20 protein-coding genes are annotated in these 22,114 nt (G+C 63.5%); 13 read left to right on the forward strand and 7 right to left on the reverse strand.

Going from position 1 to position 22,114, the window contains the following annotated elements; all coding sequences use genetic code 11:
• Window positions 1-26: 26 nt before the first annotated feature.
• The 3 genes from chrA to C7I87_RS12910 form a co-directional block, all read right to left on the reverse strand.
• Window positions 27-1,418: a chromate efflux transporter gene (gene chrA / locus C7I87_RS12900; protein WP_149904556.1), complete on the reverse strand. Its 1,392-nt coding sequence runs from the start codon at window positions 1,416-1,418 to the stop codon at window positions 27-29.
• A complete protein-coding gene (locus C7I87_RS12905) occupies window positions 1,415-2,233 on the reverse strand; it encodes a chromate resistance protein ChrB domain-containing protein (RefSeq protein WP_149904557.1) in 819 nt (272 codons plus the stop codon). Before C7I87_RS12905 ends, chrA begins: the two co-directional genes overlap by 4 nt.
• A gap of 235 nt (window positions 2,234-2,468) precedes the next feature.
• On the reverse strand, window positions 2,469-4,274 hold the full coding sequence (locus tag C7I87_RS12910) for an IlvD/Edd family dehydratase (protein WP_149904558.1): 1,806 nt from the start codon (window positions 4,272-4,274) through the stop codon (window positions 2,469-2,471).
• 151 nt (window positions 4,275-4,425) lie between these two features.
• On the opposite strand from C7I87_RS12910, the gene C7I87_RS12915 reads away from it, so the two are divergent.
• On the forward strand, window positions 4,426-4,875 hold the full coding sequence (locus C7I87_RS12915) for an SRPBCC family protein (protein ID WP_149904559.1): 450 nt from the start codon (window positions 4,426-4,428) through the stop codon (window positions 4,873-4,875).
• Between the two features lie 17 nt (window positions 4,876-4,892).
• Here the strand turns inward: C7I87_RS12915 and C7I87_RS12920 are convergent, their stop codons facing one another.
• Entirely contained in the window at window positions 4,893-6,071 is a 1,179-nt protein-coding gene (locus C7I87_RS12920; RefSeq protein WP_149904560.1) for an Mrp/NBP35 family ATP-binding protein, read from the reverse strand.
• A 145-nt stretch (window positions 6,072-6,216) separates the two neighbouring features.
• Here C7I87_RS12920 and C7I87_RS12925 point away from each other — a divergent pair, with 145 nt between their 5' ends.
• The 12 genes from C7I87_RS12925 (at window position 6,217) to C7I87_RS12980 (ending at window position 18,673) form a co-directional block, all read left to right on the forward strand.
• Window positions 6,217-6,594 (forward strand): VOC family protein, encoded by a 378-nt coding sequence (locus C7I87_RS12925; RefSeq protein WP_149904561.1) that lies wholly within the window; start codon window positions 6,217-6,219, stop codon window positions 6,592-6,594.
• Between the two features lie 144 nt (window positions 6,595-6,738).
• Complete coding sequence (locus C7I87_RS12930; protein ID WP_149904562.1) at window positions 6,739-7,638, forward strand: LysR family transcriptional regulator; 900 nt, start codon at window positions 6,739-6,741, stop codon at window positions 7,636-7,638.
• 134 nt (window positions 7,639-7,772) lie between these two features.
• The gene (locus tag C7I87_RS12935; protein WP_149904563.1) at window positions 7,773-8,252 is read left to right on the forward strand and encodes a formate dehydrogenase subunit gamma; all 480 of its coding nucleotides are present in this window, start codon (window positions 7,773-7,775) and stop codon (window positions 8,250-8,252) included.
• Window positions 8,249-9,805 (forward strand): formate dehydrogenase beta subunit, encoded by a 1,557-nt coding sequence (locus C7I87_RS12940; protein WP_149904564.1) that lies wholly within the window; start codon window positions 8,249-8,251, stop codon window positions 9,803-9,805. The genes C7I87_RS12935 and C7I87_RS12940 overlap by 4 nt, the downstream gene beginning before the upstream one ends.
• Window positions 9,806-9,815: 10 nt before the next feature.
• Window positions 9,816-12,728 (forward strand): formate dehydrogenase subunit alpha, encoded by a 2,913-nt coding sequence (fdhF, locus tag C7I87_RS12945; RefSeq protein ID WP_149904565.1) that lies wholly within the window; start codon window positions 9,816-9,818, stop codon window positions 12,726-12,728.
• 2 nt (window positions 12,729-12,730) lie between these two features.
• Window positions 12,731-13,561, forward strand: a complete 831-nt coding sequence (fdhD, locus tag C7I87_RS12950) for a formate dehydrogenase accessory sulfurtransferase FdhD (RefSeq protein WP_149904566.1) — start codon at window positions 12,731-12,733, stop codon at window positions 13,559-13,561.
• On the forward strand, window positions 13,551-13,862 hold the full coding sequence (locus tag C7I87_RS12955; protein ID WP_149904567.1) for a formate dehydrogenase subunit delta: 312 nt from the start codon (window positions 13,551-13,553) through the stop codon (window positions 13,860-13,862). Before fdhD ends, C7I87_RS12955 begins: the two co-directional genes overlap by 11 nt.
• A 113-nt stretch (window positions 13,863-13,975) precedes the next feature.
• Window positions 13,976-15,529, forward strand: a complete 1,554-nt coding sequence (locus tag C7I87_RS12960; RefSeq protein WP_149904568.1) for an alpha/beta fold hydrolase — start codon at window positions 13,976-13,978, stop codon at window positions 15,527-15,529.
• 106 nt (window positions 15,530-15,635) lie between these two features.
• Complete coding sequence (locus tag C7I87_RS12965) at window positions 15,636-16,115, forward strand: carboxymuconolactone decarboxylase family protein (protein WP_149904569.1); 480 nt, start codon at window positions 15,636-15,638, stop codon at window positions 16,113-16,115.
• 84 nt (window positions 16,116-16,199) lie between these two features.
• On the forward strand, window positions 16,200-16,562 hold the full coding sequence (locus tag C7I87_RS12970) for a nuclear transport factor 2 family protein (protein WP_149904570.1): 363 nt from the start codon (window positions 16,200-16,202) through the stop codon (window positions 16,560-16,562).
• Between the two features lie 35 nt (window positions 16,563-16,597).
• Complete coding sequence (locus C7I87_RS12975) at window positions 16,598-16,912, forward strand: hypothetical protein (protein WP_149904571.1); 315 nt, start codon at window positions 16,598-16,600, stop codon at window positions 16,910-16,912.
• A 351-nt stretch (window positions 16,913-17,263) separates the two neighbouring features.
• Entirely contained in the window at window positions 17,264-18,673 is a 1,410-nt protein-coding gene (locus C7I87_RS12980; protein WP_149904572.1) for an FAD-binding oxidoreductase, read from the forward strand.
• A 123-nt stretch (window positions 18,674-18,796) separates the two neighbouring features.
• On the opposite strand, the gene C7I87_RS12985 is transcribed toward C7I87_RS12980, so the two are convergent.
• The 3 genes from C7I87_RS12985 to C7I87_RS12995 form a co-directional block, all read right to left on the reverse strand.
• Window positions 18,797-20,224 carry a gamma-aminobutyraldehyde dehydrogenase gene (locus tag C7I87_RS12985; RefSeq protein ID WP_149904573.1) on the reverse strand — a complete coding sequence of 476 codons (1,428 nt, stop codon included), beginning with the start codon at window positions 20,222-20,224 and terminating at the stop codon, window positions 18,797-18,799.
• 88 nt (window positions 20,225-20,312) lie between these two features.
• Window positions 20,313-21,128, reverse strand: coding sequence for an ABC transporter permease (locus C7I87_RS12990; protein WP_149904574.1), 816 nt, complete (start codon window positions 21,126-21,128; stop codon window positions 20,313-20,315).
• Complete coding sequence (locus C7I87_RS12995) at window positions 21,118-22,086, reverse strand: ABC transporter permease (RefSeq protein ID WP_149904575.1); 969 nt, start codon at window positions 22,084-22,086, stop codon at window positions 21,118-21,120. Before C7I87_RS12995 ends, C7I87_RS12990 begins: the two co-directional genes overlap by 11 nt.
• Between the last annotated feature and the right edge of the window lie 28 nt (window positions 22,087-22,114).

Consider the following 22,114-nt stretch of genomic DNA (forward strand, 5'->3'; position numbering starts at 1 on the left):
CCGAGGACACTTCCGGGCGACATGCATTAGCCGCCCGCCGCCAACAGCAACACGCCAGCAAGAGCGCACCCCGCAAGCGTCGGCAGCACACCGGTTTTCAACTTCAGGATGGCGACCATGGCGGCCAGGGAAAGCAGCGCGGCCCGCCAATCGATCGACGAAAGCACCGGCACATTCATGCCAAGGCCCGTCATGTGCACCTCACGGAAGACGACGTGCAGGGCGAACCACAGAGCAAGGTTCATGATTACACCGACCACGGCGGCGGTGATCGCGCCCAGTGCGGCCGACAAGGCCTTGTTGCCACGGAGAGCCTCGATGTAGGGCGCGCCGAGGAATATCCAGAAGAAGCACGGGGTGAACGTGACCCACAATGTCAGCAGCGCTCCAAGCGATCCGCCAAGCAACGGATCCAGCGAGCCGGAGTGGCGAAACGCGGCGATGAAGCCGACAAACTGCAACACCAGAATGAGCGGACCCGGCGTTGTCTCGGCCAGCCCAAGGCCATCGACCATTTCACCGGGGGCGAGCCAACCGAACGATTCGACGGCCGCCTGTGAGACATAAGCAAGAATCGCGTAGGCGCCGCCGAAGGTGACGACCGCCATGAGACTGAAGAACCCGCCGATCTGCGTCCACACGCTGCTTGTGCCCGTAAGCGCCCAGAGCAACAGAACCGGCCCGAGCCAGATCGGCAGCCAGATGGCTATGATGCGTGGCGCATGCCATCGTGTCGGTATGGTGTGAGCCAGTTCGCCGCGCTCGAACATCAGGTCGACCGCACCCTTGATGTCGGGAGCATCATTCTTGCCGTGCGCAGCGCCGGAAAACAAGGCCGGCGCGACACGGTTACCCAACCATCCCACCAGCCCCGCTATCAGGACGATGAGCGGGAACGGAATGCCGAGCACATAGATGCCGAGAAAAGCGCAAAGCGCGATCGCCACCATCACCCGGTTCTTCAAGGCGCGGCGGCCGATGCGGATCACCGCCTCGACAACGACCGCAAGCACGGCGGCCTTCACTCCGAAGAACAGGGACTCGACGAGCGGGACATCACCATAGAGCGCATAAAGGATGCTCAAGGTGAGCATGACGAGTGCACCGGGCACCACGAACAGGACACCGGCGACAAGGCCGCCGACCGTCCTGTGCAGCAGCCAGCCGATGTATATGGCTAACTGCTGGGCCTCGGGACCGGGCAGCAGCATGCAGTAGTTGAGGGCATGCAGGAAACGCTGCTCGCCAATCCAGCGCCTCTCCTCGACCAATTCCTTATGCATGAGCGCGATCTGGCCCGCCGGCCCGCCGAAGCTCAGCAATCCGATCTTCGCCCAGAGTTTCGTGGCCTCGCGGAAGCTTGGGACCGCCGGCACCTCGACGATGTCGGTACCTTCCCCCGACATGAGGCCGCTCATGACGGCCTTGCCCCGCCCGGCCAGTTGTGTGTCTCGTCCGTGGCGTCGCGGCACCAGCGGAAGAACGCGTCATAAAGCGTCATTCCGGCCTCCAACTGCACCAGATCGTCCCGGAACATGCGTGACAGGCCAAGCGAGGCGGCAAGGAATCCGGCGGCCTGGGGAACGAGATCGAGCCTGGCGGTATCGGCCGCGCGCACGATCGTGGCAAGGCGATCGAGTGCCTGGGATTCCAGTCCGAACTCGTCGATCATCGTGTCGAAGGTGCAGCGCTCGCCGCGATGGCTCCAGAACACATCGTCGATGTCGAAGGGCACGGCATGGAAGCGATCGGCGACGGCAGCCACTTCGGCCGGCTCGACGAAGAGAAAGACCGCATGCGGATCGACGAAGCGCCGGACCAGCCAGGGGCAGGCGATGCGATCGACCTTGGGGCGAGCCCTTGTCACCCAGACGGTGCGGCCTTTTTCATCGCGGGACGGTATCTTGTCGGCGCGCACCAGAAGGCCACCGGCATCGCGCCAGGCCTCGAAGCCGCCTTCGAGAGATTCGGCGGCAACGCCTTCATGTCGCAGCCATGCGGCCACGCCTTGCGAGAGCTTTTGCCCTCGCTGACAGACGACGGCCACCTGGCTGCCGGCAAGGTCGGCTGCCCAGGCCGAGATGGTTTTGAAGTTGCACCGGTGCGAGGCCGGCAGCAGGCGCGGATCGGCGGCGAAATCCTCATCGATGCGGACATCGACAATTGTCGGCGCGCCCGGCAGACCCATCAGACGGGATAGCTGCTGTACGGTGATAGCGGTTGTTGACGGCATGGCGTCCACCTCCTGAACAGAGAAGCCTGGACGCGAACATTGGGCTGACGCCTCACGGGGTCGTCGCGATGCACCCCTTGAGATGATGGTGGAATTGTTGGGCAGGCTTGTCAAGGACGGAGCGTTTTCCGGCCTGTGCCCATGGGAACGGCGGCCTGATCGATCAGGCCGCCGGTCTCCGTCCATCCATCATTCGTAACCAGCCAGGAATAATCGATGACTATTCGGGGAATAATCAGTGATTGTCGCGGGGCACGCCCATGGTGTGCGCGACATCCTGGTATTTCACCGCCGGCTTCAGCACCATGCCGGCCGAGAACTGGTCGACCATGCCGCGCTGGATTTCCTGCCATGGCGTCTGGTGCTTGGGATAATGATAGCCACCATCTTTCTGCAGCTCGGCGCGTCGCCGCGTGATCTCGTCGTCGCTGACGAGGATGTTCGCGGTGCCCTTCCGGAGATCGATGCGAACGCGGTCACCGGTCTTGAGCAAGGCCAGACCGCCGCCGACCGCGGCCTCCGGTGAGGCATTAAGGATCGACGGCGAGCCCGACGTGCCGGACTGGCGGCCGTCGCCGATGCATGCCAGCGAATGGATGCCCTTCTTGATGAGGTAGGCCGGCGGCTGCATGTTGACGACCTCGGCGCCGCCGGGATAGCCGACCGGACCGGCGCCGCGCATGAACAGGATGGTGTGCTCGTCGATGCCTTGCGCCGGATCGTCGATGCGGGCGTGGTAATCCTCCGGGCCGTCGAAGACCATGGCGTTGCCCTCGAAGGCTTCCGGATCGTTCGGGTTGGACAGATAGCGCTCGCGGAATTCCGGCGAGATGCCGCTCATCTTCATGATCGCCGAATCGAATAGATTGCCCTTGAAGTTGATGAAGCCGGCATTGGTCTTCAGCGGCTCGGCCACGGTGCGGATGACGTCGGTGTTTTCGTTCGCGACCCCTTTGCAGTTGTCGCCGATCGACTTGCCATTGACAGTCAAGGCGTCGGGATGCGGCAGCATTCCGGCCTTCATCAGTTCGGCCACCACGGCCGGCACGCCGCCGGCGTGATGATAGTCTTCGCCGAGATATTCACCCGACGGCTGCAGGTTGACGATGAGCGGCACCTTGAGGCCGATCTTCTGCCAATCGTCATTGTCGAGCGGCACGCCGAGATGGCGGGCGATGGCGTTGAGGTGGATCGGCGCATTAGTCGAGCCGCCGATCGCCGAATTGACGACGATGGCATTTTCGAAGGCCCCGCGGGTCATGATGTCGGACGGTTTCAGGTCCTCGTGCACCATGTCGACGATGCGCTTTCCCGTCTCATAGGCGATCTGCCCGCGCTCGCGATACGGCGCCGGGATGGCGGCCGAACCGGGCAACTGCATGCCGAGCGCCTCGGCCAGCGAATTCATCGTCGTGGCGGTGCCCATGGTGTTGCAATAGCCCGTGGACGGCGCCGAGGACGCGACGATGTCCATGAACTCGTCATAGTCGATCTCGCCGGCCGACAGGCGCTGGCGCGATTCCCAGACGATGGTGCCCGAGCCCGTGCGTTTTCCCTTGTGCCAGCCATTGAGCATCGGGCCGACCGACAGCGCGATGGCCGGGATATTGACGGTGGCCGCCGCCATCAGCAAGGCGGGCGTGGTCTTGTCGCAGCCGATGGTCAGCACGACGCCATCGAGCGGATAGCCGTAGAGCACCTCGACAAGGCTGAGATAGGCGAGGTTGCGGTCAAGGGCCGCGGTCGGCCGCTTGCCGGTCTCCTGGATCGGGTGACAGGGGAATTCGAAAGGAATCCCTCCCATCGAGACGATGCCTTCGCGCACGCGCTTGGCGAGCTCGATATGGTGCCGGTTGCAGGGCGAAAGATCGGAACCCGTCTGGGCAATGCCGATCAGCGGTTTGCCCGACATCAGCTCGGCGCGTGTCAGCCCGTAATTCAGGTAACGCTCGAGATAGAGCGCCGTCATTCCCGGATTGTCGGGATTGTCGAACCACTCCTGCGAGCGGAACTTTTTCTTTTTCGTGGGGGCGCCAGCCATCATGGTCTCCGTATTTGTATGACAAATCGATATGACAACGCGCGGATGCAGGCAAGGGGCACGCGTGATCTGAATCCCGACTTTGGTGCGATAGACAGCTATCGAGCCGCGCGCTACGACCAATCCGACATCGGCGAAGGGGGAGATTTTGATGGCTTTGGTGATCGAAGGCGAGGAACGTATCGCCGCACCCGTGCAGAAAGTGTGGGAAGCGCTGAATGACCCAGTCGTCCTGAAGGACGCCATTCCGGGCTGCCAGAGCCTGGAAATGAAATCGGCGACCGAGATGGCGGCGACGGTGGTGCTGAAGATCGGGCCGATCAAGGCCACATTCAACGGCGAAGTGACGCTGAAGAATCTCAAGCCGCCGCATGCCTACACCATCCAGGGCGAAGGCAAGGGCGGCATCGCCGGCTTCGCCAAGGGCGGCGCCGACGTCACCCTCACCGCCGACGGGCCGGACGCCACAGTCCTCAAATATGCGGCCAAGGCCGAAGTCGGTGGCAAGATCGCGCAGCTCGGCAGCCGGCTGATCGAATCGACGTCGAAGAAGCTGGCCGGACAGTTCTTTTCGGCATTCGGCGAGAAAGTGGGCGGCTGATCCCTCCCCTTGAGGGATCACTCAAACACGATGCTCGGTACCGCCGCTTCAGCCGCGCCGCGCTCCTCATTGACCCTGTCCCAGACCTTGGCCGCGATATCGCGATAGATTTTCGCTTCGGCGCCGTCGGGCTTCGAGACGACCACCGGCGTGCCGGCGTCCGAGCTCTCGCGAATGCCCATTTCCAGCGGCACCTCGCCGAGGAAGGTGACACCCAGCCTCTCGGCTTCGCGGCGCGCGCCGCCATGGCCGAAAATATCGTAGCGCTTGCCGGTGTCCGGAGCGAGGAAGTAGCTCATGTTCTCGACGATGCCGAGCAGCGGCACGTCGACTTTCTTGAACATATTGAGACCTTTGCGGGCATCGATCAGCGCCAAGTCCTGTGGGGTCGAGACGATGACGGCGCCGGCCAGCGGCACCTGCTGGGCCATGGTGAGCTGCGCATCGCCGGTGCCGGGCGGCATGTCGACGACGAGCACGTCGAGCCGCCCCCATTCGACCTCGCGCAGCATCTGGGTCAGCGCCGACATCACCATCGGCCCGCGCCAGATCATCGGCGTCTCCTCATCGACGAGGAAGCCCATCGACATCACCTTGAGGCCGTAATTCTCCATGGGCTTCAGGATCTTGCCGTCGACCGTCTGCGGCCGGCCGTGGATGTTGAGCAGCCTGGGCATCGACGGGCCATAGATGTCGGCATCGAGCACGCCGACCCGCAAGCCGTTGGCGGCAAGGCCGAGCGCCACATTGACGGCCGTGGTCGACTTGCCGACGCCGCCCTTGCCGGACGCAACCGCGATGATCGTCTCGATGCCAGGCACGCCGCGCTTGCCGTGGCTCTGCGAAGCAGGAGCATGCGGAGCCGCGCGCGGTGCGGCGGCGGGCGGTGCCGGCGGCGCCGGCCTGGGTGCGGGACGCGATGGAACCGGCGCCTCCATGCCGCCACCCTTCTTTTCAGCCGTCAGCGCGACGACCGCACCGGCGACGCCGGGAATGGCCTTCACCACCCGCTCGGCGGCGGCGCGCAACGGCTCCATCTCCTGCGCGCGTGCGGCCGGCACGGTGATCGAGAAGAAGACTTTCGAATCGGCAATGAAAATCTCTGAAACCATGCCAAGGTCTACGATGTTGCCAGTGAAATCCGGCCCGTTGACCGTCTTCAAGCGCTCGGTGACGATTTCCTTGGTAATGGACATGGCTGTTATTCCCTGGCGTTCGGCTGCAGCTCACATAGTGCAGAACGCGGACGGCTCCAAGCGCCAGACATGGCGCTGGTCGTCAAGCGGCCTGGGTGACCTATTTCCATGACCAGAGGAATGACAACCAGGGAAGGAGACGATCATGCTTGCAAACAGCAACGCATCAGCAAACCTCGCCGTGAAGGATCTGGCGAAGGCCAAGACCTTCTATGAGGGAACACTCGGCCTGGAACAGGTACACGATGAGGGCGGCGAACTGATCGTGTACAAAAGCGGCGATACCACCATCAATGTCTATCGTTCCGAATTCGCCGGGACCAACAAGGCGACGGCGGTGACCTGGATGGTCGGCGACGAAATCGCCAATGTCGTCAACGCCCTCAAGTCGAAGGGCATCGCCTTCGAGCATTACGAAATGCCCGGCCTGACGATCGAGGGCGACCTCCATGTGGGCGGCGGCATGAAAGTCGCATGGTTCAAGGATCCGGATGGCAACATCCTGAATCTTGTGGACCGGTAAATCTCGGCGATCGGCAGCGCGGCGGGAGATTTTTTTTATGCATGTCGTTATCCCAAAACTGAAGTCACTTTTGGGCGACATGCATTGGATGATTGAGCGCGGCACCATCTGGCGCGGCGCAGCCGTGCCGGATAGCTTCCGCCAATGATCGACAAACTCGAATTCTTTATCGCGCTGGCCAAGGAAGAGCATTTCGGCCGGGCGGCTGAAGCGTGCAGGGTCACGCAGCCGACCCTGTCGGCCGGCATCAAGCAGTTGGAGGGCCAGCTCGGCGTCATGCTGGTCAATCGCGGCTCGCGGTTCCAGGGCCTGACGCCGGAGGGCAAGCAGGTGTTGGTCTGGGCGCGCCGCATCGTCGGCGACACCAGGACCATGCGCGAGGAGATGCGCGCCGCCCGCCACGGCCTTTCCGGCCGCATCCGTATTGCCGCCATCCCGACGGCATTGGCCATGGTGGCCAGATTGACGACGCCCTTTCGGGACAAGCACCCAGGCGTCACCTTTTCGGTGCTGTCGCGAACCTCGATCGAAGTGCTTTCGCTGCTCGGCAATTTCGATGTCGATGCCGGCATCACCTATCTCGACAACGAGCCACTGGGACGAGTGACCAGCGTGCCGCTCTATGACGAGCGCTACCAATTGATCACCGCTATCGGCAACCCCTTTTCGGATCGCGACAAAGTGACATGGGCGGAAATCAGCCAGTTGCCGCTTTGCCTGTTGACGCCGGACATGCAGAACCGCCGTATCATCGACCAGCACCTTGCGGAGGCCGGCGTGCAGGTGCGGCCGACGCTGGAATCGAATTCGATGATCGTGCTGTTCTCGCACATCCGGACCGGGAAATGGTCGTCGATCATGCCGCTCAACCTTGCGGAAACATTCGGTTTTTCCGAACCGATCCGGGCCATTCCGATCGTCGAGCCCGACGCTAGCCACACAGTCGGGCTGGTCGCCGCGCCGCGTGAGCCGCACACGCCGCTGGTGCAGGCGCTGCTGGACGAGGCGATGGCGCTGGCAGACGATTTCCGTGCCCATCGCTAGGCTAGACAATGCTGACCGAAGCTCATCGATAGAAGGTTTCTATCGAGCAACGAAACAGCTTTATTGATTTCGCGGGTTTCCTCTGATTTTGTAAAGACTTAGCGATAAAAGCTATCGACCAGGGAGGGCGCTGCATGACGATGCAGCCTGCAAGTACCGAGATCGCATCGCGCACGGCGGCGATTGTTCAAGATCTGAAGGACCTCGAGGGTCCGCTGCTGCCGATCCTCCACGGCATCCAGGAAGAATTTGGCCACGTCCCGCAGGACGCCGTGCCCGTCATCGCCGATGGGTTGAACCTGTCCAGGGCCGAGGTGCACGGCGTCGTCACCTTCTATCACGATTTCCGTGCCCGGCCGGCCGGCCGGCACGTGCTGAAGCTCTGCCAGGCGGAAGCCTGCCAGTCGATGGGTTCGGACGCGGTCGCCGCCAGGGTCAAGCAGTTGCTCGGCATCGATTTCCATGAGACCACGCGTGACGGATCGGTTACGCTCGAGCCGGTCTATTGTCTCGGGCTGTGCGCCTGTTCGCCGTCGGCGATGCTGGACGGCGAGGTGATCGGGCGGCTCGATGACGACAAGATCGACGAGATCGTTGCCGAGGTGCGCTCATGATCCCCCGCATCTATGTTCCCGGCGATTCCGGCGCGCTGGCGCTGGGCGCCGAAAAGGTCGCCAAGGCAATTGCAAGTGAACTCGCCGAGCGCGGCATCGAAGCCAAGATCGTGCGCAACGGCTCGCGCGGCGCCTATTTCCTCGAACCGATGGTCGAAGTGGCGACAGCGAATGGCCGCGTCGCCTACGGGCCGGTGAAGCCGTCGGACGTGAAGAGCCTGTTCGACAGCGGTTTTCTCACCGGCGGCCACCACAAGCGCTGGCTTGGCGCACCGGACAAGATTCCATTCCTGGCCAAGCAAACTCGCCTGACATTTGCACGCTGCGGCATCAACGATCCGTTGTCGCTCGATGCCTACAAGGCGCTCGGCGGATTGAAAGGCCTGCAGAATGCGGTGGCCATGGCGCCCGCCGACATCGTCAAGCAGGTGACCGAATCCGGCCTGCGCGGCCGCGGCGGCGCAGGCTTCCCAACCGGCATCAAATGGAAGACGGTGCTCGATACGACATCGGAGCGCAAATACATCGTCTGCAACGCCGATGAGGGCGACAGCGCCACCTTCGCCGACCGCATGATCATGGAAGGCGACCCCTTCGTGCTGATCGAAGGCATGACCATCGCCGGCATCGCCACCGGCGCGACCAAGGGTTTCGTCTACATCCGCTCGGAATATCCGCATGCGGTGGCTGTCATGAACAAGGCCGTCGAGATCGCCCGCAAGGCCGGCGTGCTCGGCGTCAATGTGCTGGGCTCGCCTAACGCCTTCGACATGGAAATCCGCGTCGGCGCCGGCGCCTATGTCTGCGGCGAGGAAACCTCGCTGCTCAACAGCCTGGAAGGCAAGCGCGGCGTGGTGCGCGCCAAGCCGCCGCTGCCCGCGATACAGGGATTGTTCGGCAAGCCGACGGTGATCAACAACGTCATCTCGCTGGCTTCTGTTCCTGTTATCATGGACAAGGGCGCCGCCTTCTACAAGGATTTCGGCATGGGCCGCTCGCGCGGCACGATCCCGATCCAGATCGCCGGCAACGTCAAGCAAGGCGGCCTGTTCGAAACAGCTTTCGGCCTGACACTGGGCGAGATCGTCGACGATATCGGCAGCGGGACGTCCAGTGGACGTCCGGTCAAGGCGGTGCAGGTCGGCGGGCCGCTCGGCGCCTACTTCCCACGCGCGCTGTTCGACACGCCGTTCGACTACGAAGAATTTGCCAAGCGCGATGGACTGATCGGCCACGCCGGCGTCACAGTTTTCGACGATACTGCCGACATGCTGAAGCAGGCACGCTTCGCCATGGAATTCTGCGCCATCGAAAGCTGCGGCAAGTGCACGCCTTGCCGCATCGGCTCGACGCGGGGCGTGGAAACCATCGACAGGCTCGCCGCCGGCATTGAGCCGGAAAAGAACCTCGCGCTGGTCACCGACCTCTGCAACACGATGAAGTTCGGTTCGCTCTGCGCGCTGGGCGGCTTCACGCCCTACCCGGTGATGAGTTCGATCACGCATTTCCCCGAGGATTTCAAGCCCGCGCCGGCGCGCGTGGCTGCTGAATAGGAGCTGGCAGATGAACATCAAGGCCGACTTCCCAACGCTCATCGAAGAACTCGATTACGGAACTCCGCAATCGAGGGCCGAGAAGCAGGTCACGCTGACCGTCGATGGCCGCAGCATCAGCGTGCCGGAAGGCACGTCGATCATGCGCGCGGCGATGGAAGGCGGGGTCGAGATCCCGAAACTCTGCGCCACCGACATGCTGGACTCCTTCGGCTCCTGCCGCGTCTGCCTCGTCGAGATCGAAGGGCGCGGCGGCACGCCGGCTTCCTGCACGACGCCGGTGGGCGAAGGCATGGTGGTGCACACGCAGTCGGACAGGCTCGACGCCATCCGCCGCGGCGTCATGGAACTCTACGTCTCCGACCATCCGACCGGCTGGAACGAGAAGGCCGGAACCGGCGCCAGCGAGTTCGATGTGGTGGCGAAGTCCGTCGGCCTGACCGAAAATCGCTACGGCGTCGAGGGGCGCAACCACGTCAAGGAAGAAGGCGGCGTCGCGCCCGGCCACGGCTCGCTAGCGGTCGACTACATCGCCCGCGATGAGTCCAATCCTTATTTCACCTACGATCCGGCGCAATGCATCGTCTGTTCGCGCTGCGTGCGCGCCTGCGAGGAGGTGCAAGGCACTTTCGCGCTGACCATCGAGGGCCGCGGCTTCGAATCGCGCATGGTCGCCGGCATGCACGAGGATTTCATCGCTTCCGAATGCGTGTCCTGCGGCGCCTGCGTGCAGGCTTGTCCGACCGATGCGCTGCGCGAGAAAACCGTGCTCGAAAAGGGCATGCCGGAGCACTCCGCCGTCACCACCTGCGCCTATTGCGGCGTCGGCTGCTCGTTCAAGGCCGAAGTGAAGGGCGACGAGGTCATCCGCATGATGCCCTACAAGGAGGGCATGGCCAATCACGGCCATTCCTGCGTGAAGGGCCGCTTCGCCTATGGCTACGCCACCCACAAGGACCGCATCCTGTCGCCGATGATCCGCGAAAAGGTCAGCGATCCCTGGCGCGAAGTGAGCTGGGAAGAGGCGCTCGCCCATACGGCCAAGGAATTCCGCCGCATCCAGTACCAGTACGGCCGCACCGCGATCGGCGGCATCACCTCCTCGCGTTGCACGAATGAGGAAACCTATCTCGTCCAGAAGCTGGTGCGCCAGGGCTTCCGCAACAACAATGTCGACACGTGCGCGCGCGTCTGCCATTCGCCGACCGGTTATGGCCTCGGCCAGACCTACGGCACCTCGGCCGGTACGCAGGATTTCGATTCCGTCGAATTCACCGACGTCGCCGTTATCATCGGCGCCAATCCGGCTTCGGCGCACCCGGTGTTCGCCTCGCGGCTGAAGAAGCGGCTGCGCCAGGGCGCCAAGCTGATCGTGCTCGATCCGCGCCGCACCGAGATGGTCAAGTCGGCGCATGTCGAAGCCGACTACCATTTGCCGTTGAAGCCCGGCACCAATGTAGCCGTGCTGACCTCGTTGGCGCATGTCATCGTCACCGAAGGCCTTTTCGACGAAGCCTTCATCCGCGAGCGCTGCGACTGGGCGGAATTCCAGGATTGGGCGTCCTTCGTCGCCCTGCCTGAGAACAGCCCCGAAACCGTGGGCAAGCTGTCCGGCGTCGATCCCGAATTGATCCGCGGTGCCGCGCGCCTCTACGCCAAGGGCGGCAATGGCGCGATCTATTACGGCCTCGGCGTCACCGAGCACAGCCAGGGCTCGACCACGGTGATGGCGATCGCCAACCTCGCAATGGCCACCGGCAATATCGGCCGGCCGGGCGTCGGCGTGAACCCGCTGCGCGGCCAGAACAACGTGCAGGGCTCGTGCGACATGGGCTCGTTCCCGCATGAGCTGCCGGGTTACCGGCACATTTCGGGCGACGCGGTTCGCGACATCTATGAGAGCCTGTGGGGCGTGAAGCTGGACGACGAACCCGGCCTGCGCATCCCCAACATGCTGGATGCCGCCGTCGATGGCTCCTTCAAGGGCATCTACATCCAGGGCGAGGACATCCTGCAGTCCGATCCCGATACCAAGCACGTCGCCGCCGGCCTTGCCGCGATGGAATGCGTGGTCGTGCACGACCTCTTCCTCAACGAGACGGCGAACTACGCGCATGTCTTCCTGCCCGGATCGACCTTCCTCGAGAAGGACGGCACCTTCACCAATGCCGAGCGCCGCATCAACATGGTGCGCAAGGTGCTGGAGCCGAAGGCGCGCTACGCCGATTGGGAGGCAACGCAGGAGCTCGCGCGCGCGATCGGTCTGGACTGGAACTATACGCATCCGTCCGAAGTCATGGACGAAATCGCCAAGACGACGCCAAGCTTCGCCAACGTCTCCTTCGACCTGCTCGACCGTATCGGCTCCGTGCAATGGCCCTGCAACGACAAGGCGCCGCTCGGCACGCCGATCATGCATGTCGACGGCTTCGTGCGTGGCAAGGGCAAGTTCATCCGTACCGAATATGTGGCGACGGACGAAAGAACCGGACCGCGCTTCCCGCTGCTGCTGACCACCGGCCGTATCCTCAGCCAGTACAATGTCGGTGCGCAGACACGGCGTACCGAAAACGTCATGTGGCACTCCGAGGACCGGCTGGAAATCCATCCGCATGACGCAGAAAACCGCGGCCTGCACGATGGCGACTGGGTGCGGCTGACCAGCCGTTCGGGCGAGACAACGCTGCGCGCGCTGATCACCGACCGGGTGTCGCCGGGCGTGGTCTACACGACCTTCCATCATCCCGACACGCAGGCCAACGTCATCACCACCGACTTCTCCGACTGGGCGACCAACTGTCCGGAATACAAGGTGACTGCGGTGCAGGTCGGCGCTTCCAACGGTCCGTCGGAATGGCAGCGCGACTATGACGAACAGGCCAAGCAGAGCCGCCGCATCGCTCCGCTGCAGGCGGCGGAGTAGTCTTGGGCGCGCGCCGCAAAGCGACGACGCAGATATCGCGGCTGGCGCACCGCGCCAGCGGCACGGCCGCGGCCAACCGCATGGTGCCTGAGGAGACGCCGGTGGCGTTCTCCTTTGCCGGCACCACGCATGCGGTGATGATGGCAAGCCCGGCCGATTTCGAGGATTTTGCGCTCGGCTTCTCGCTGACCGAAGGCATCATCGCTGCGCCTGACGAGATCGAAGCCATCGAAGTGGAAGATCATGGTGCCGGCATCGATATCCAGATCCGGCTGAAGGACCAGGCCAACACACGCTTCGAGGCGCGGCGGAGGCGGCTTGCCGGACCGGTCGGTTGCGGGCTCTGCGGCATCGAATCCATAGAGGAAGCGATGCGCTCGGTCGGCGCGGTCGGTGCGTCGAAGCTTACGCTTGATGCCGAAGACATTACCCGTTCGGTCAAGTTGCTGTCGAAGGTGCAGCCGCTGCATACTGAGACGGGCGCCGTGCACGCCGCCGGTTTCTACGTGCCCGGCAAGGGCATCGTCATGGCGCGCGAGGATGTGGGCCGCCACAATGCGCTGGACAAGCTAGCGGGCGCGCTGGCCAAGGCCAATATCGATGGCGCATCGGGCGCTGTCGTGGTGACCAGCCGTGTTTCGGTCGAGATGGTGCAGAAGACGGCAGCGATCGGTTCGGCCTTCATCATCGCCGTCTCGGCGCCGACTGCCCTTGCCATCCGCACCGCAGAAGAAGCCGGTATGACGCTGGTGGCGTTGGTGCGCGGCGACGATTTCGATGTTTTTACCCACCCTGACCGGGTGATCTCCGGAGTTGCCCAGCATGTCGCATGACGAAGAGCACATCATGAGCACCAAAGAAAAGCTGGTGCGGATGGCCAACCAGATCGCCGCCTTTTTCCACTCCAGGCCACGCGAGGAAGGCGTTGCCGGTGTCGCCGAGCATATCAACAAATTCTGGGAGCCGAGGATGCGGCGCCAGTTCTTCGAGATGCTGGACAGCGGCGGTGAGGGCTTCGACGAACTGGTTGTGGTCGCTTCGGCCAGGATCAAGCGGCCGATCACGCCGGCAGAGGCCGATCTCAAGCTCGGACTTGAGGCCTCGCCTGGCGACGTCGTCGCGTCGCAGAGATAGCTCCAGCCGCCGCGCTGGCTTATATTTTTCTTTGCTAAAGTTTAAGCTGCCGCACCCTGCGCGGCTCTGCTATGGTTGGCGATCAGAAATCGTCAGGCCGGGCGGATACCATCGTGAGGCCGATCGAGACCCGATACGCCCTTAGCGGCGAGGTGCGGATCGCCTATCAGGTGGTCGGCCAGGGGTCGTTCGACCTCGTCTTCGTGCCGGGCTTCATCTCCAATCTCGACCTGCACTGGGAAGACGAGGGCTATACCAGGCTCTTGCGGCGGCTGTCGGCCTTCTCACGGCTGATCCTGTTCGACAAGCGCGGCACAGGCCTCTCCGACCGCGTCGATGTCCATCACCTGCCCAGCCTCGAGACCCGTATGGACGATGTACGCGCGGTGATGGATGCGGCCGGCAGCGGCCGTGCTGCCCTGCTTGGCGCTTCCGAAGGCGCGCCGATGGCGATGCTGTTCGCCGCCACCTATCCGGAGCGGACGCGGGCGCTGGCGCTCTATGGCGGCTATGCGCATTTCCACAAATGGGTGATGCCGCCGGAGCGTCTGGACGCCTTCATCGCGACGGCCGAGACCGCCTGGGGCACCGGTGCCACCTTGGCCAATTTCGCGCCGGGCAGGGTCGATGACGCCCGTTTTTCAACCTGGTGGGCCCGCTTCGAACGGCTGTCGGCGAGCCCAACCGCAGCGGCGACACTGGCGCGGATGAACGCTGAGATCGATGTACGCGGCATCCTGGCGGCGATCGACGCGCCGACGCTGTTGATCCATCGCCGCAACGATGTGCGGGTCGATCCCGACGCCAGCCGCTTTCTGGCCAGGAAGATTCCCAACGCGCGGCTGATCGAAATCCCGGGCCGCGATCATCCGATCTGGACCGGCGATGTCGACCGGGTGGCCGACCTGATCGAGGAATTTCTGACCGGCGAACGCGCCGTGGGGGAAGCGGAGCGCGTGCTGGCCGCGCTTCTGGCGACACGCATCTACGATACGGCCCGCCTCGGGGATCGGATGTGGAGCGAACGCAGCGAGCATTTCCACGAGACATGGCGGGCACTTGTGACACGCCATGGCGGGCGCTGCACGGATGTGCATGGCGAAACGATGATTTCGCGCTTCGACGGCCCGGGGCGGGCCTTACGCTGTGCGGCGGCGTTGCGTGACGCGGCGCAGCAAATCGGCGTGGCAAGCGCGCAAGGGGCGCATGTCGGCGAGATCGAATTGCGCGGCCCCCCCGCAGGATTGATGGGTCGCGTGACGATCCAACTCGCCGCTCGCGCCGGGCGCGGCGAGATACTGGCGTCGAGGCTGGTCGCCGACCTGGCAGTCGGCTCGGGACTTCATTTCGCCGACGCTGGCCGTGTCAGCATCGACGAACTGGACGAGCCCATGGCGCTGGTGCTGGCGATGTCCGAACAGCACCTGGAGCCGGCCTGTCGTCCCAAGGCCAGGGCGACCGAACCGGCTTGCCTGACGGCGCGCGAGAGCGAAGTGGTGAGCCTGATCGCCGACGGCAAGAGCAATGCCGCGATCGCCGCCGAACTCAGGCTGAGCGAGCACACGGTCAAGCGCCATGTCGCCAACATACTGCTCAAGCTCGACCTGCCATCGCGGGCGGCGGCGGCGGCATTTTCCGCCCGGCAGACTGGCCCGGACGGGCCATGAGAGCCATGGCGCTTTCGGGGGAAGCAAGCACACCGATTTAAGCGCTATCAATTCCCCATGCAGGCCAGGCGGATATCGCCGAAAGGCGCTGCGAACGGAGGATGAGATGCTCAAGTCGAAATTGAATGTCAGATCCCTTATGATCGTGGCAGGCATTGGTGTGCTGACTACGACCTCTCCCGTAACAGCGGAGGATGCATCGGCGACCGCCGCCTACAAGGACATCCAGGCGACGCTCGGCTCGGTGCCGGACATGTTCAAGACACTGCCTGATGTCGCCATCGCCGGCGCCTGGGCCGAGATCAAGGGTGTGCAGCTCAACCCCAAGACCGCGCTCGACGGCAAGACCAAGGAGCTGATGGGCCTCGCGGTCGCCTCGCAGATCCCATGCCAGTACTGCATCTATTTCCACACCGAGGCCGCCAAGCTGAACAGCGCCAGCGACGAGGAGATCAAGGAGACGATCGCGATGGCGGCAATCGTGCGCCATTGGTCGACGATCCTCAACGGCAGCCAGGTCGATCTCGCCACCTTCAAGAAGCAGACCGACGACGTGTTCGCGGCCGTCAAGGCGAAGTCGCAGTGAAAGGCACTACCCGTCGATGAGCGCCGGGCAGACACTTCCCAACATCAACCGCCCGATCCTGAAGACGGGCACATGGAGGATAAAATGCTGACCAAGACCCAAGCCGTGAATGGCGCGGCCATCAAGAAGGCGATCGAAGGCCGTGACGGCAAGATGCTGTCGAGCTTCTATGCGGACGACGCGCTGGTGCGGGTGATCGACCGCAACAATCCGCCGAGCAAGCCGCGCGAAATCCGCGGGCGCGCGGCGATCACCACGTTCTGGGACGATATCTGCAGCCGCGCGATGACCCACAAGGTCGACGCAACCATCGCCGACGGCAACAGCCTGGCCTTCACCCAGGCCTGCGCCTATCCGGACGGCACGAAGGTGTTCGCCGCGGCGATGCTGGAACTCAAGAACGGGCAGATCGCACGGCAGACCGTCGTGCAGGCCTGGGACGAGTAGTCAAACGCGGCCACGCCGCAACAAGGGAGGACAAGATGTTCAGCGCCAGATGGCAGATCGACGCCAAGTTCGGACACAAGCAGACGGTGCTCGAACTGATGCGGAAATGGGAACGCGAGATCGGCTCACAGGTCGGCCTCGCCAATTTCAAATTCCAGATCATGACCGGATCGATCGGCGCACGCGAGGCGACGGTCGAGTCGCACATGCAAGTGGAGAGCTTGGCCCAACTGGAAGAATTCTTCGCCAAGATCGGCAAGATCGAAGCGCATGCCAAATGGGGCAAGGAGGTCGAGCCCTATGTCGTGTCGGGCACGAGCTTCTGGCAGATCTTCCGTATCGTCGAATAGTTGACGCCGGATAGCCGCGGCCCAGGCTCTGGGAGGGGTGGCAGTACGATGGAAGGTGGCTGCGAGGCGACGGCCACCTTCATTATGCACCATGCGATGAAAGCAAAGCCACGAGGCGTGGCTCCTACTCCTATACGGCCAGTCTCCGCGGCGGCTTCCGGCTGCCCGCCATGGCTCTCCTGGGCCATTGCCCATTGGCCCTTTCGGGCGAAGCAGCGGGGACCGGATCGGTGCAATGTACTCGTCTCTGCACCATCCAACGCATCCGCCCCGAGGGGGCGGCACAACGAAGCAACAAGATGCGTCGCGCCGACGCCGCATAGCGCTGGCGCAATCAAAGGGAGAAAACCGATGACCGACGAAACCCATGCAAAACTGCGTGAAGGCCTGCGCGGGCAGCTGATCCTGCGTGACGATGCCGGATATGACGAAGCACGCAAGATCTACAACGGCATGATCGAAAAGCACCCGCTGCTGATTGCACGCTGCGCCGATGTCGCCGACGTGATCACCGCCGTGAGATACGCGCGCGACAACGACCTCCTGGTCGCCGTGCGCGGCGGAGGGCACAACGGAGCCGGATTGGGAATTTGCGACAACGGCCTGGTCATCGACCTGTCGATGATGAAGGGTGTCCATGTCGACCCGAACACGCGCACCGTGAGGGTCGCGCCTGGCTGCACGTCGGGTGACGTGGACCACGCCACCCATCCTTTCGGGCTCGCCGTTCCGTTCGGCATCGTCTCGACCACGGGCGTTGCCGGCCTTACTCTCGGCGGAGGGACGGGCTATCTGACGCGCAGATACGGTCTCACCATCGACAATCTTGTCGAGGCCGATCTGGTGCTGGCCGATGGCAGCACGGTGAGGGCCAACAAAAGCGAGAATCCCGACCTGTTCTGGGCTCTCCGGGGCGGCGGCGGCAATTTCGGCGTTGTAACCAGCTTCCTGTTCCAGGCCCATCCCGTAAGCATGATCTTCGGTGGCCCGGTGTTCTGGGAGGCCAAGGATGCTCCGGCCGTCATGCGGGCCTATCGCGACTACCTGCCTGCAGCGCCGGAAGATCTCGGCGCCTTTGTCGGCCTGAAGTCGGTCCCTTCGACCGATCCCTTCCCGCGCGAGTATTGGGGCAAGCGCGCCTGCGCCATCATCTCCTGCTACAACGGCACGGAGGAAGACGGGCGCAAGGCGATGGCGCCGCTGCTGGACAACTTGCCGCCACCGATCTTCAACTGGATGAGCGTCATGCCTTACCCGGCGTTGCAGGCGCTGTTCGACCCGCTGCTTCCCAAAGGCCTGCAATGGTATTGGAAGGGCGATTTCGTCAAGTCGCTTCCCGACGAAGCCATCGCGACCCATATCGCACAGGCTGCCCAGGCGCCCAGCGAATTGTCTCTCATGCATCTTTACCCGATAGACGGCGCCGTGCGCCGCGTCGGCAAGGACGAGACTGCCTGGAACGCACGCGACGCAAGCTGGTCAATGGTCATAGCCGCCATCGATCCCGATCCGGGCAAGGCCGCCGACCTCACCAAGTGGGCCAAGAATTACTGGGCGAGCATCCATCCCCACAATGGCGAAGGCGGCTACGTCAATTTCATGATGGACGACGAAGGGGAAGCGCGCCTGCGGGCAAGCTATGGCGCGAATTACGAGCGGTTAAGCCAGGTGAAGCGGACCTATGACCCATCCAACCTCTTCCGGGTCAACTTGAACATCAAGCCCGCGCCATCGGAGATGCAAGGCAGGACGGCAGCTTAGCTGGCGGGTTCTCGCTGCCGCCTAGGCGGCCTTCCCCTGTCAAACGCCGGGACCTATGGGGAGTACAATAACGCTGACGCCCTTCTTCAGACGAAGGGCGTCAGCGCGGCGATGCGATGCCCCTTACCCGTGCGCCACCATGACATGGCGCACGGCGGTGTAATCCTCCAGTGCATAGAGCGACATGTCCTTGCCGTAACCGGACTGTTTCAGGCCGCCATGCGGCATCTCGTTGGTCAGCATGAAGTGGGTGTTGATCCAGGTGCAGCCATATTGCAGCCGCGCGGCCGTCGCCATGGCGCGCGAGACGTCCTTGGTCCACACCGATGACGCCAGGCCGTAATCGCTGTCGTTGGCCCAGTTCACCGCCTCGTCGACTTCCGTGAAGCGAGTGATCGAGACCACCGGGCCGAACACTTCGCGGCGCACGATCTCGTCCTCCTGCAGCGCGCCGGCGATGACAGTCGGCTGATAGTAGAAGCCGGTGCCCTCGCCCGCTTTGCCGCCGGTGGTGATGTCGATGTGCTTCAGTTCCGAAGCGCGCTCCACGAAGCTCGAGACGCGGTCGCGCTGGCGGCGCGAGATCAACGGCCCGATTTCGTTCTCGGTGTCGTCGGGCTGGTTGTATCTGATCGTCGAGACGGCGGAGGATAGGTCGGCGACCAGTTTGTCGTAGATCTTCTTGCCGGCATAGATGCGACAGGCGGCGGTGCAGTCCTGGCCGGCATTGTAGTAGCCGAAGGCGCGCAAGCCGTTGACGACGGCGCCGAGGTCGGCGTCGTCGAAGACAATGACCGGCGCCTTGCCGCCGAGTTCGAGATGCGTGCGCTTGACCGACTTGGCGGCGGCCTGCAGCACCTTCTTGCCGGTGGCGACGTCACCGGTGATCGAGATCATGTTGATCTTGGGATGATTGATCAGCGTGTTGCCGACGCTGTCGCCGCGGCCGAGCACGACATTGACGACGCCCTCGGGCAGGATATCGGCCAGGATCTTGGCCAGCTTCAGTGCCGTCAGCGGCGTCTGCTCCGACGGCTTGAAGACGACGGTGTTGCCGCCGGCGATCGCCGGCGCCAGTTTCCAGGCCATCATCATCAGCGGATAGTTCCAGGGCGCGATCGAAGCGACGATGCCGATCGGGTCGCGCCGTACCATCGAGGTGTGGCCGGGTATATATTCGCCCGCGACCACACCCGGCATGGAGCGGACCGCGCCGGCGAAGAAGCGGTAGCAGTCGACGATGGCGGGGATTTCGTCATTGAGCACGGCGTTGATCGGCTTGCCGCAATTCAGCGCCTCTAGCGTCGCGAATTCCCTGGCTTCGGCCTCGATGCGGTCCGCGATCTTCAGGAGATAGCCGGAGCGCTGCGCCGGCGTGGTGCGCGACCACAAGACGAACGCTTGTTCGGCGGCGCTCACTGCCGCCTCGATCTGCGCCTGGCTGGCCTCGGGCAGGTTGAGAATGTTCGCCCCGGTCCTCGGATTGAGAATCGGCTCCTCGGTCTCGGTGCCCTTCTCGAATTTCGAGCCGATCAGCATCTGGGTGTCCATGAGGTTTCTCCTTGGGCAGAAGTGAGTAGTGAGTAGTGGATGAGTTTCCACCGTGGATTCGGCTATTCCCTACTCACTACTCACTTTTTCATTTCCCGCTTCCGGCGATCTGGTCGCCCTCGCGGGTCAGGTAATAGGCAAACAGGATCGGCAGCAGCGTCACCAGCACGACGACCATGGCGACGACATTGGTGACCGGGCGCTGGCGCGGACGGATCAGTTCCTCCAGCATCCAGATCGGCACGGTCTGCTGTTGGCCGGCGGTGAAGGTGGTGACGATGACCTCGTCAAAGGACAAGGCGAAGGCGAGCATGCCGCCGGCGAGCAGTGCGGTGGCGATGTTGGGCAGCACGACATGCCGGAAGGTTTGGAAGCCATCAGCGCCGAGATCCATCGAAGCCTCGATCATCGAACCGGAGGTGCGGCGGAAGCGCGCAACGGCGTTGTTGTAGACGACGACCACGCAGAAGGTGGCGTGGCCAAGCACGATCGTCCAGAACGAAAACGGGATGTCAGCCAGCGCGAAGGCCGAGCGCAGCGCGATGCCGGTGATGATGCCGGGCAGCGCGATGGGCAGGATGACCAGCAGCGAGATGGTTTCGCGGCCGAAGAATTTCGTCCGCGACACGGCGGCGGCGCACAGCGTGCCGAGCACCAGTGCAATCGTGGTCGAGATGGCGGCGACGCGGACCGACAGCGACAGCGCTTGCCAGACATCAGGCCGGTTCCAGGTGACGGCGAACCATTGCGTGGTCAGCCCGGGCGGCGGCCAGACAAAGCTCTTCTCCTCGGTGGTGAAGGCATAGATGAAGATCAGCAGGATCGGCAGATGCAGGAAGAGCAGGCCGCAGGCTGCAGCGATCTTCAGGCCGAGGGGAGCAGATTGACCACGGTCAGAGCGCATCGAAGGCCCCCATGCGCTTGGCGCCCCAGAGGTAGAAACCCATGATGACGATGGGCACCACGGTGAAGGCGGCGGCGAGCGGGATGTTGCCGGCGGTGCCTTGCTGCGAATAGACGGCCTGGCCGATGAACAGGCGCGAGGTGCCGATGATCTGCGGGATGATGTAATCACCCAATGTCAGCGAGAAGGTGAAGATCGAGCCGGCGACGATGCCGGGCAGCGCCAGCGGGAACAGCACATTGCGGAAGGTCTGGCCGGGCGAAGCGCCGAGATCGGACGAGGCCTCGACCAGATTGCCGGGCACGCGCTCGAGTGCCGCCTGCACCGGCAGGATCATGAAGGGCAGCCAGACATAGACGAAGACGATGAAGGTGCCGGTGAACGACACCGACAGCGAATTGCCGCCGACCACCGGCAACGACAGCCAGCCATCGAGCAGCCACGAGAGATGCAGCTTGGCGAGCAGCCAGGTGAGAATGCCTTCCTTGGCCAGGATCAGCTTCCAGGCATAGATCTTGACTAGGTAGCTCGACCACAGCGGCAGCATGACACCGAGATAGAACAGCGCCTTCCAGCGGCCGCGCGCATAACGCGCCGCGTAGTAGGCGATCGGAAAGGCGACGATGGCCGAAGCCAGCGTGACCAGTGCGGCCATCGTCACGGTGCGCAGGATGATGTCGAGATTGGCGGCCTGGAACAGGTCGCCATAGGTCTTCAGCGTGAACTGGCGGTTGATGAGGCCGGAATACTCGTCGATGGAGAAAAAGCTCTGTGCCAACAGCGCGAACAGCGAGCCGATATAGACGATGCCGAGCCACAGCACTGGCGGCAAAAGCATGAGCAGAAGGAGGACTTTTGGCCTACGCCAGAAGAGGTCGGAGAGCGCGCCGCGCATGCCGCCGCTGCCGGGCAGGATGGCAGGCACCGTGGCGCGCGGCATGATGGCGTCGAAGCTCATCAGGCAACCTCACGATTGCGTTGAATCA

This window comes from Mesorhizobium sp. SARCC-RB16n, assembly GCF_008520305.1.
Classification (GTDB): domain Bacteria; phylum Pseudomonadota; class Alphaproteobacteria; order Rhizobiales; family Rhizobiaceae; genus Mesorhizobium.

What these genes read in the sequence shown, in the direction of transcription:
- chrA (WP_149904556.1), bottom strand. Translation starts at nt 1,418, where the DNA reads ATGAGCGGCCTCATGTCGGGGGAAGGTACCGACATCGTCGAGGTGCCG.
- C7I87_RS12905 (WP_149904557.1), bottom strand. Translation starts at nt 2,233, where the DNA reads ATGCCGTCAACAACCGCTATCACCGTACAGCAGCTATCCCGTCTGATG.
- C7I87_RS12910 (WP_149904558.1), bottom strand. Translation starts at nt 4,274, where the DNA reads ATGGCTGGCGCCCCCACGAAAAAGAAAAAGTTCCGCTCGCAGGAGTGG.
- C7I87_RS12915 (WP_149904559.1), top strand. Translation starts at nt 4,426, where the DNA reads ATGGCTTTGGTGATCGAAGGCGAGGAACGTATCGCCGCACCCGTGCAG.
- C7I87_RS12920 (WP_149904560.1), bottom strand. Translation starts at nt 6,071, where the DNA reads ATGTCCATTACCAAGGAAATCGTCACCGAGCGCTTGAAGACGGTCAAC.
- C7I87_RS12925 (WP_149904561.1), top strand. Translation starts at nt 6,217, where the DNA reads ATGCTTGCAAACAGCAACGCATCAGCAAACCTCGCCGTGAAGGATCTG.
- C7I87_RS12930 (WP_149904562.1), top strand. Translation starts at nt 6,739, where the DNA reads ATGATCGACAAACTCGAATTCTTTATCGCGCTGGCCAAGGAAGAGCAT.
- C7I87_RS12935 (WP_149904563.1), top strand. Translation starts at nt 7,773, where the DNA reads ATGACGATGCAGCCTGCAAGTACCGAGATCGCATCGCGCACGGCGGCG.
- C7I87_RS12940 (WP_149904564.1), top strand. Translation starts at nt 8,249, where the DNA reads ATGATCCCCCGCATCTATGTTCCCGGCGATTCCGGCGCGCTGGCGCTG.
- fdhF (WP_149904565.1), top strand. Translation starts at nt 9,816, where the DNA reads ATGAACATCAAGGCCGACTTCCCAACGCTCATCGAAGAACTCGATTAC.
- C7I87_RS12955 (WP_149904567.1), top strand. Translation starts at nt 13,551, where the DNA reads ATGTCGCATGACGAAGAGCACATCATGAGCACCAAAGAAAAGCTGGTG.
- C7I87_RS12965 (WP_149904569.1), top strand. Translation starts at nt 15,636, where the DNA reads ATGCTCAAGTCGAAATTGAATGTCAGATCCCTTATGATCGTGGCAGGC.
- C7I87_RS12970 (WP_149904570.1), top strand. Translation starts at nt 16,200, where the DNA reads ATGCTGACCAAGACCCAAGCCGTGAATGGCGCGGCCATCAAGAAGGCG.
- C7I87_RS12975 (WP_149904571.1), top strand. Translation starts at nt 16,598, where the DNA reads ATGTTCAGCGCCAGATGGCAGATCGACGCCAAGTTCGGACACAAGCAG.
- C7I87_RS12980 (WP_149904572.1), top strand. Translation starts at nt 17,264, where the DNA reads ATGACCGACGAAACCCATGCAAAACTGCGTGAAGGCCTGCGCGGGCAG.
- C7I87_RS12985 (WP_149904573.1), bottom strand. Translation starts at nt 20,224, where the DNA reads ATGGACACCCAGATGCTGATCGGCTCGAAATTCGAGAAGGGCACCGAG.
- C7I87_RS12990 (WP_149904574.1), bottom strand. Translation starts at nt 21,128, where the DNA reads ATGCGCTCTGACCGTGGTCAATCTGCTCCCCTCGGCCTGAAGATCGCT.
- C7I87_RS12995 (WP_149904575.1), bottom strand. Translation starts at nt 22,086, where the DNA reads ATGAGCTTCGACGCCATCATGCCGCGCGCCACGGTGCCTGCCATCCTG.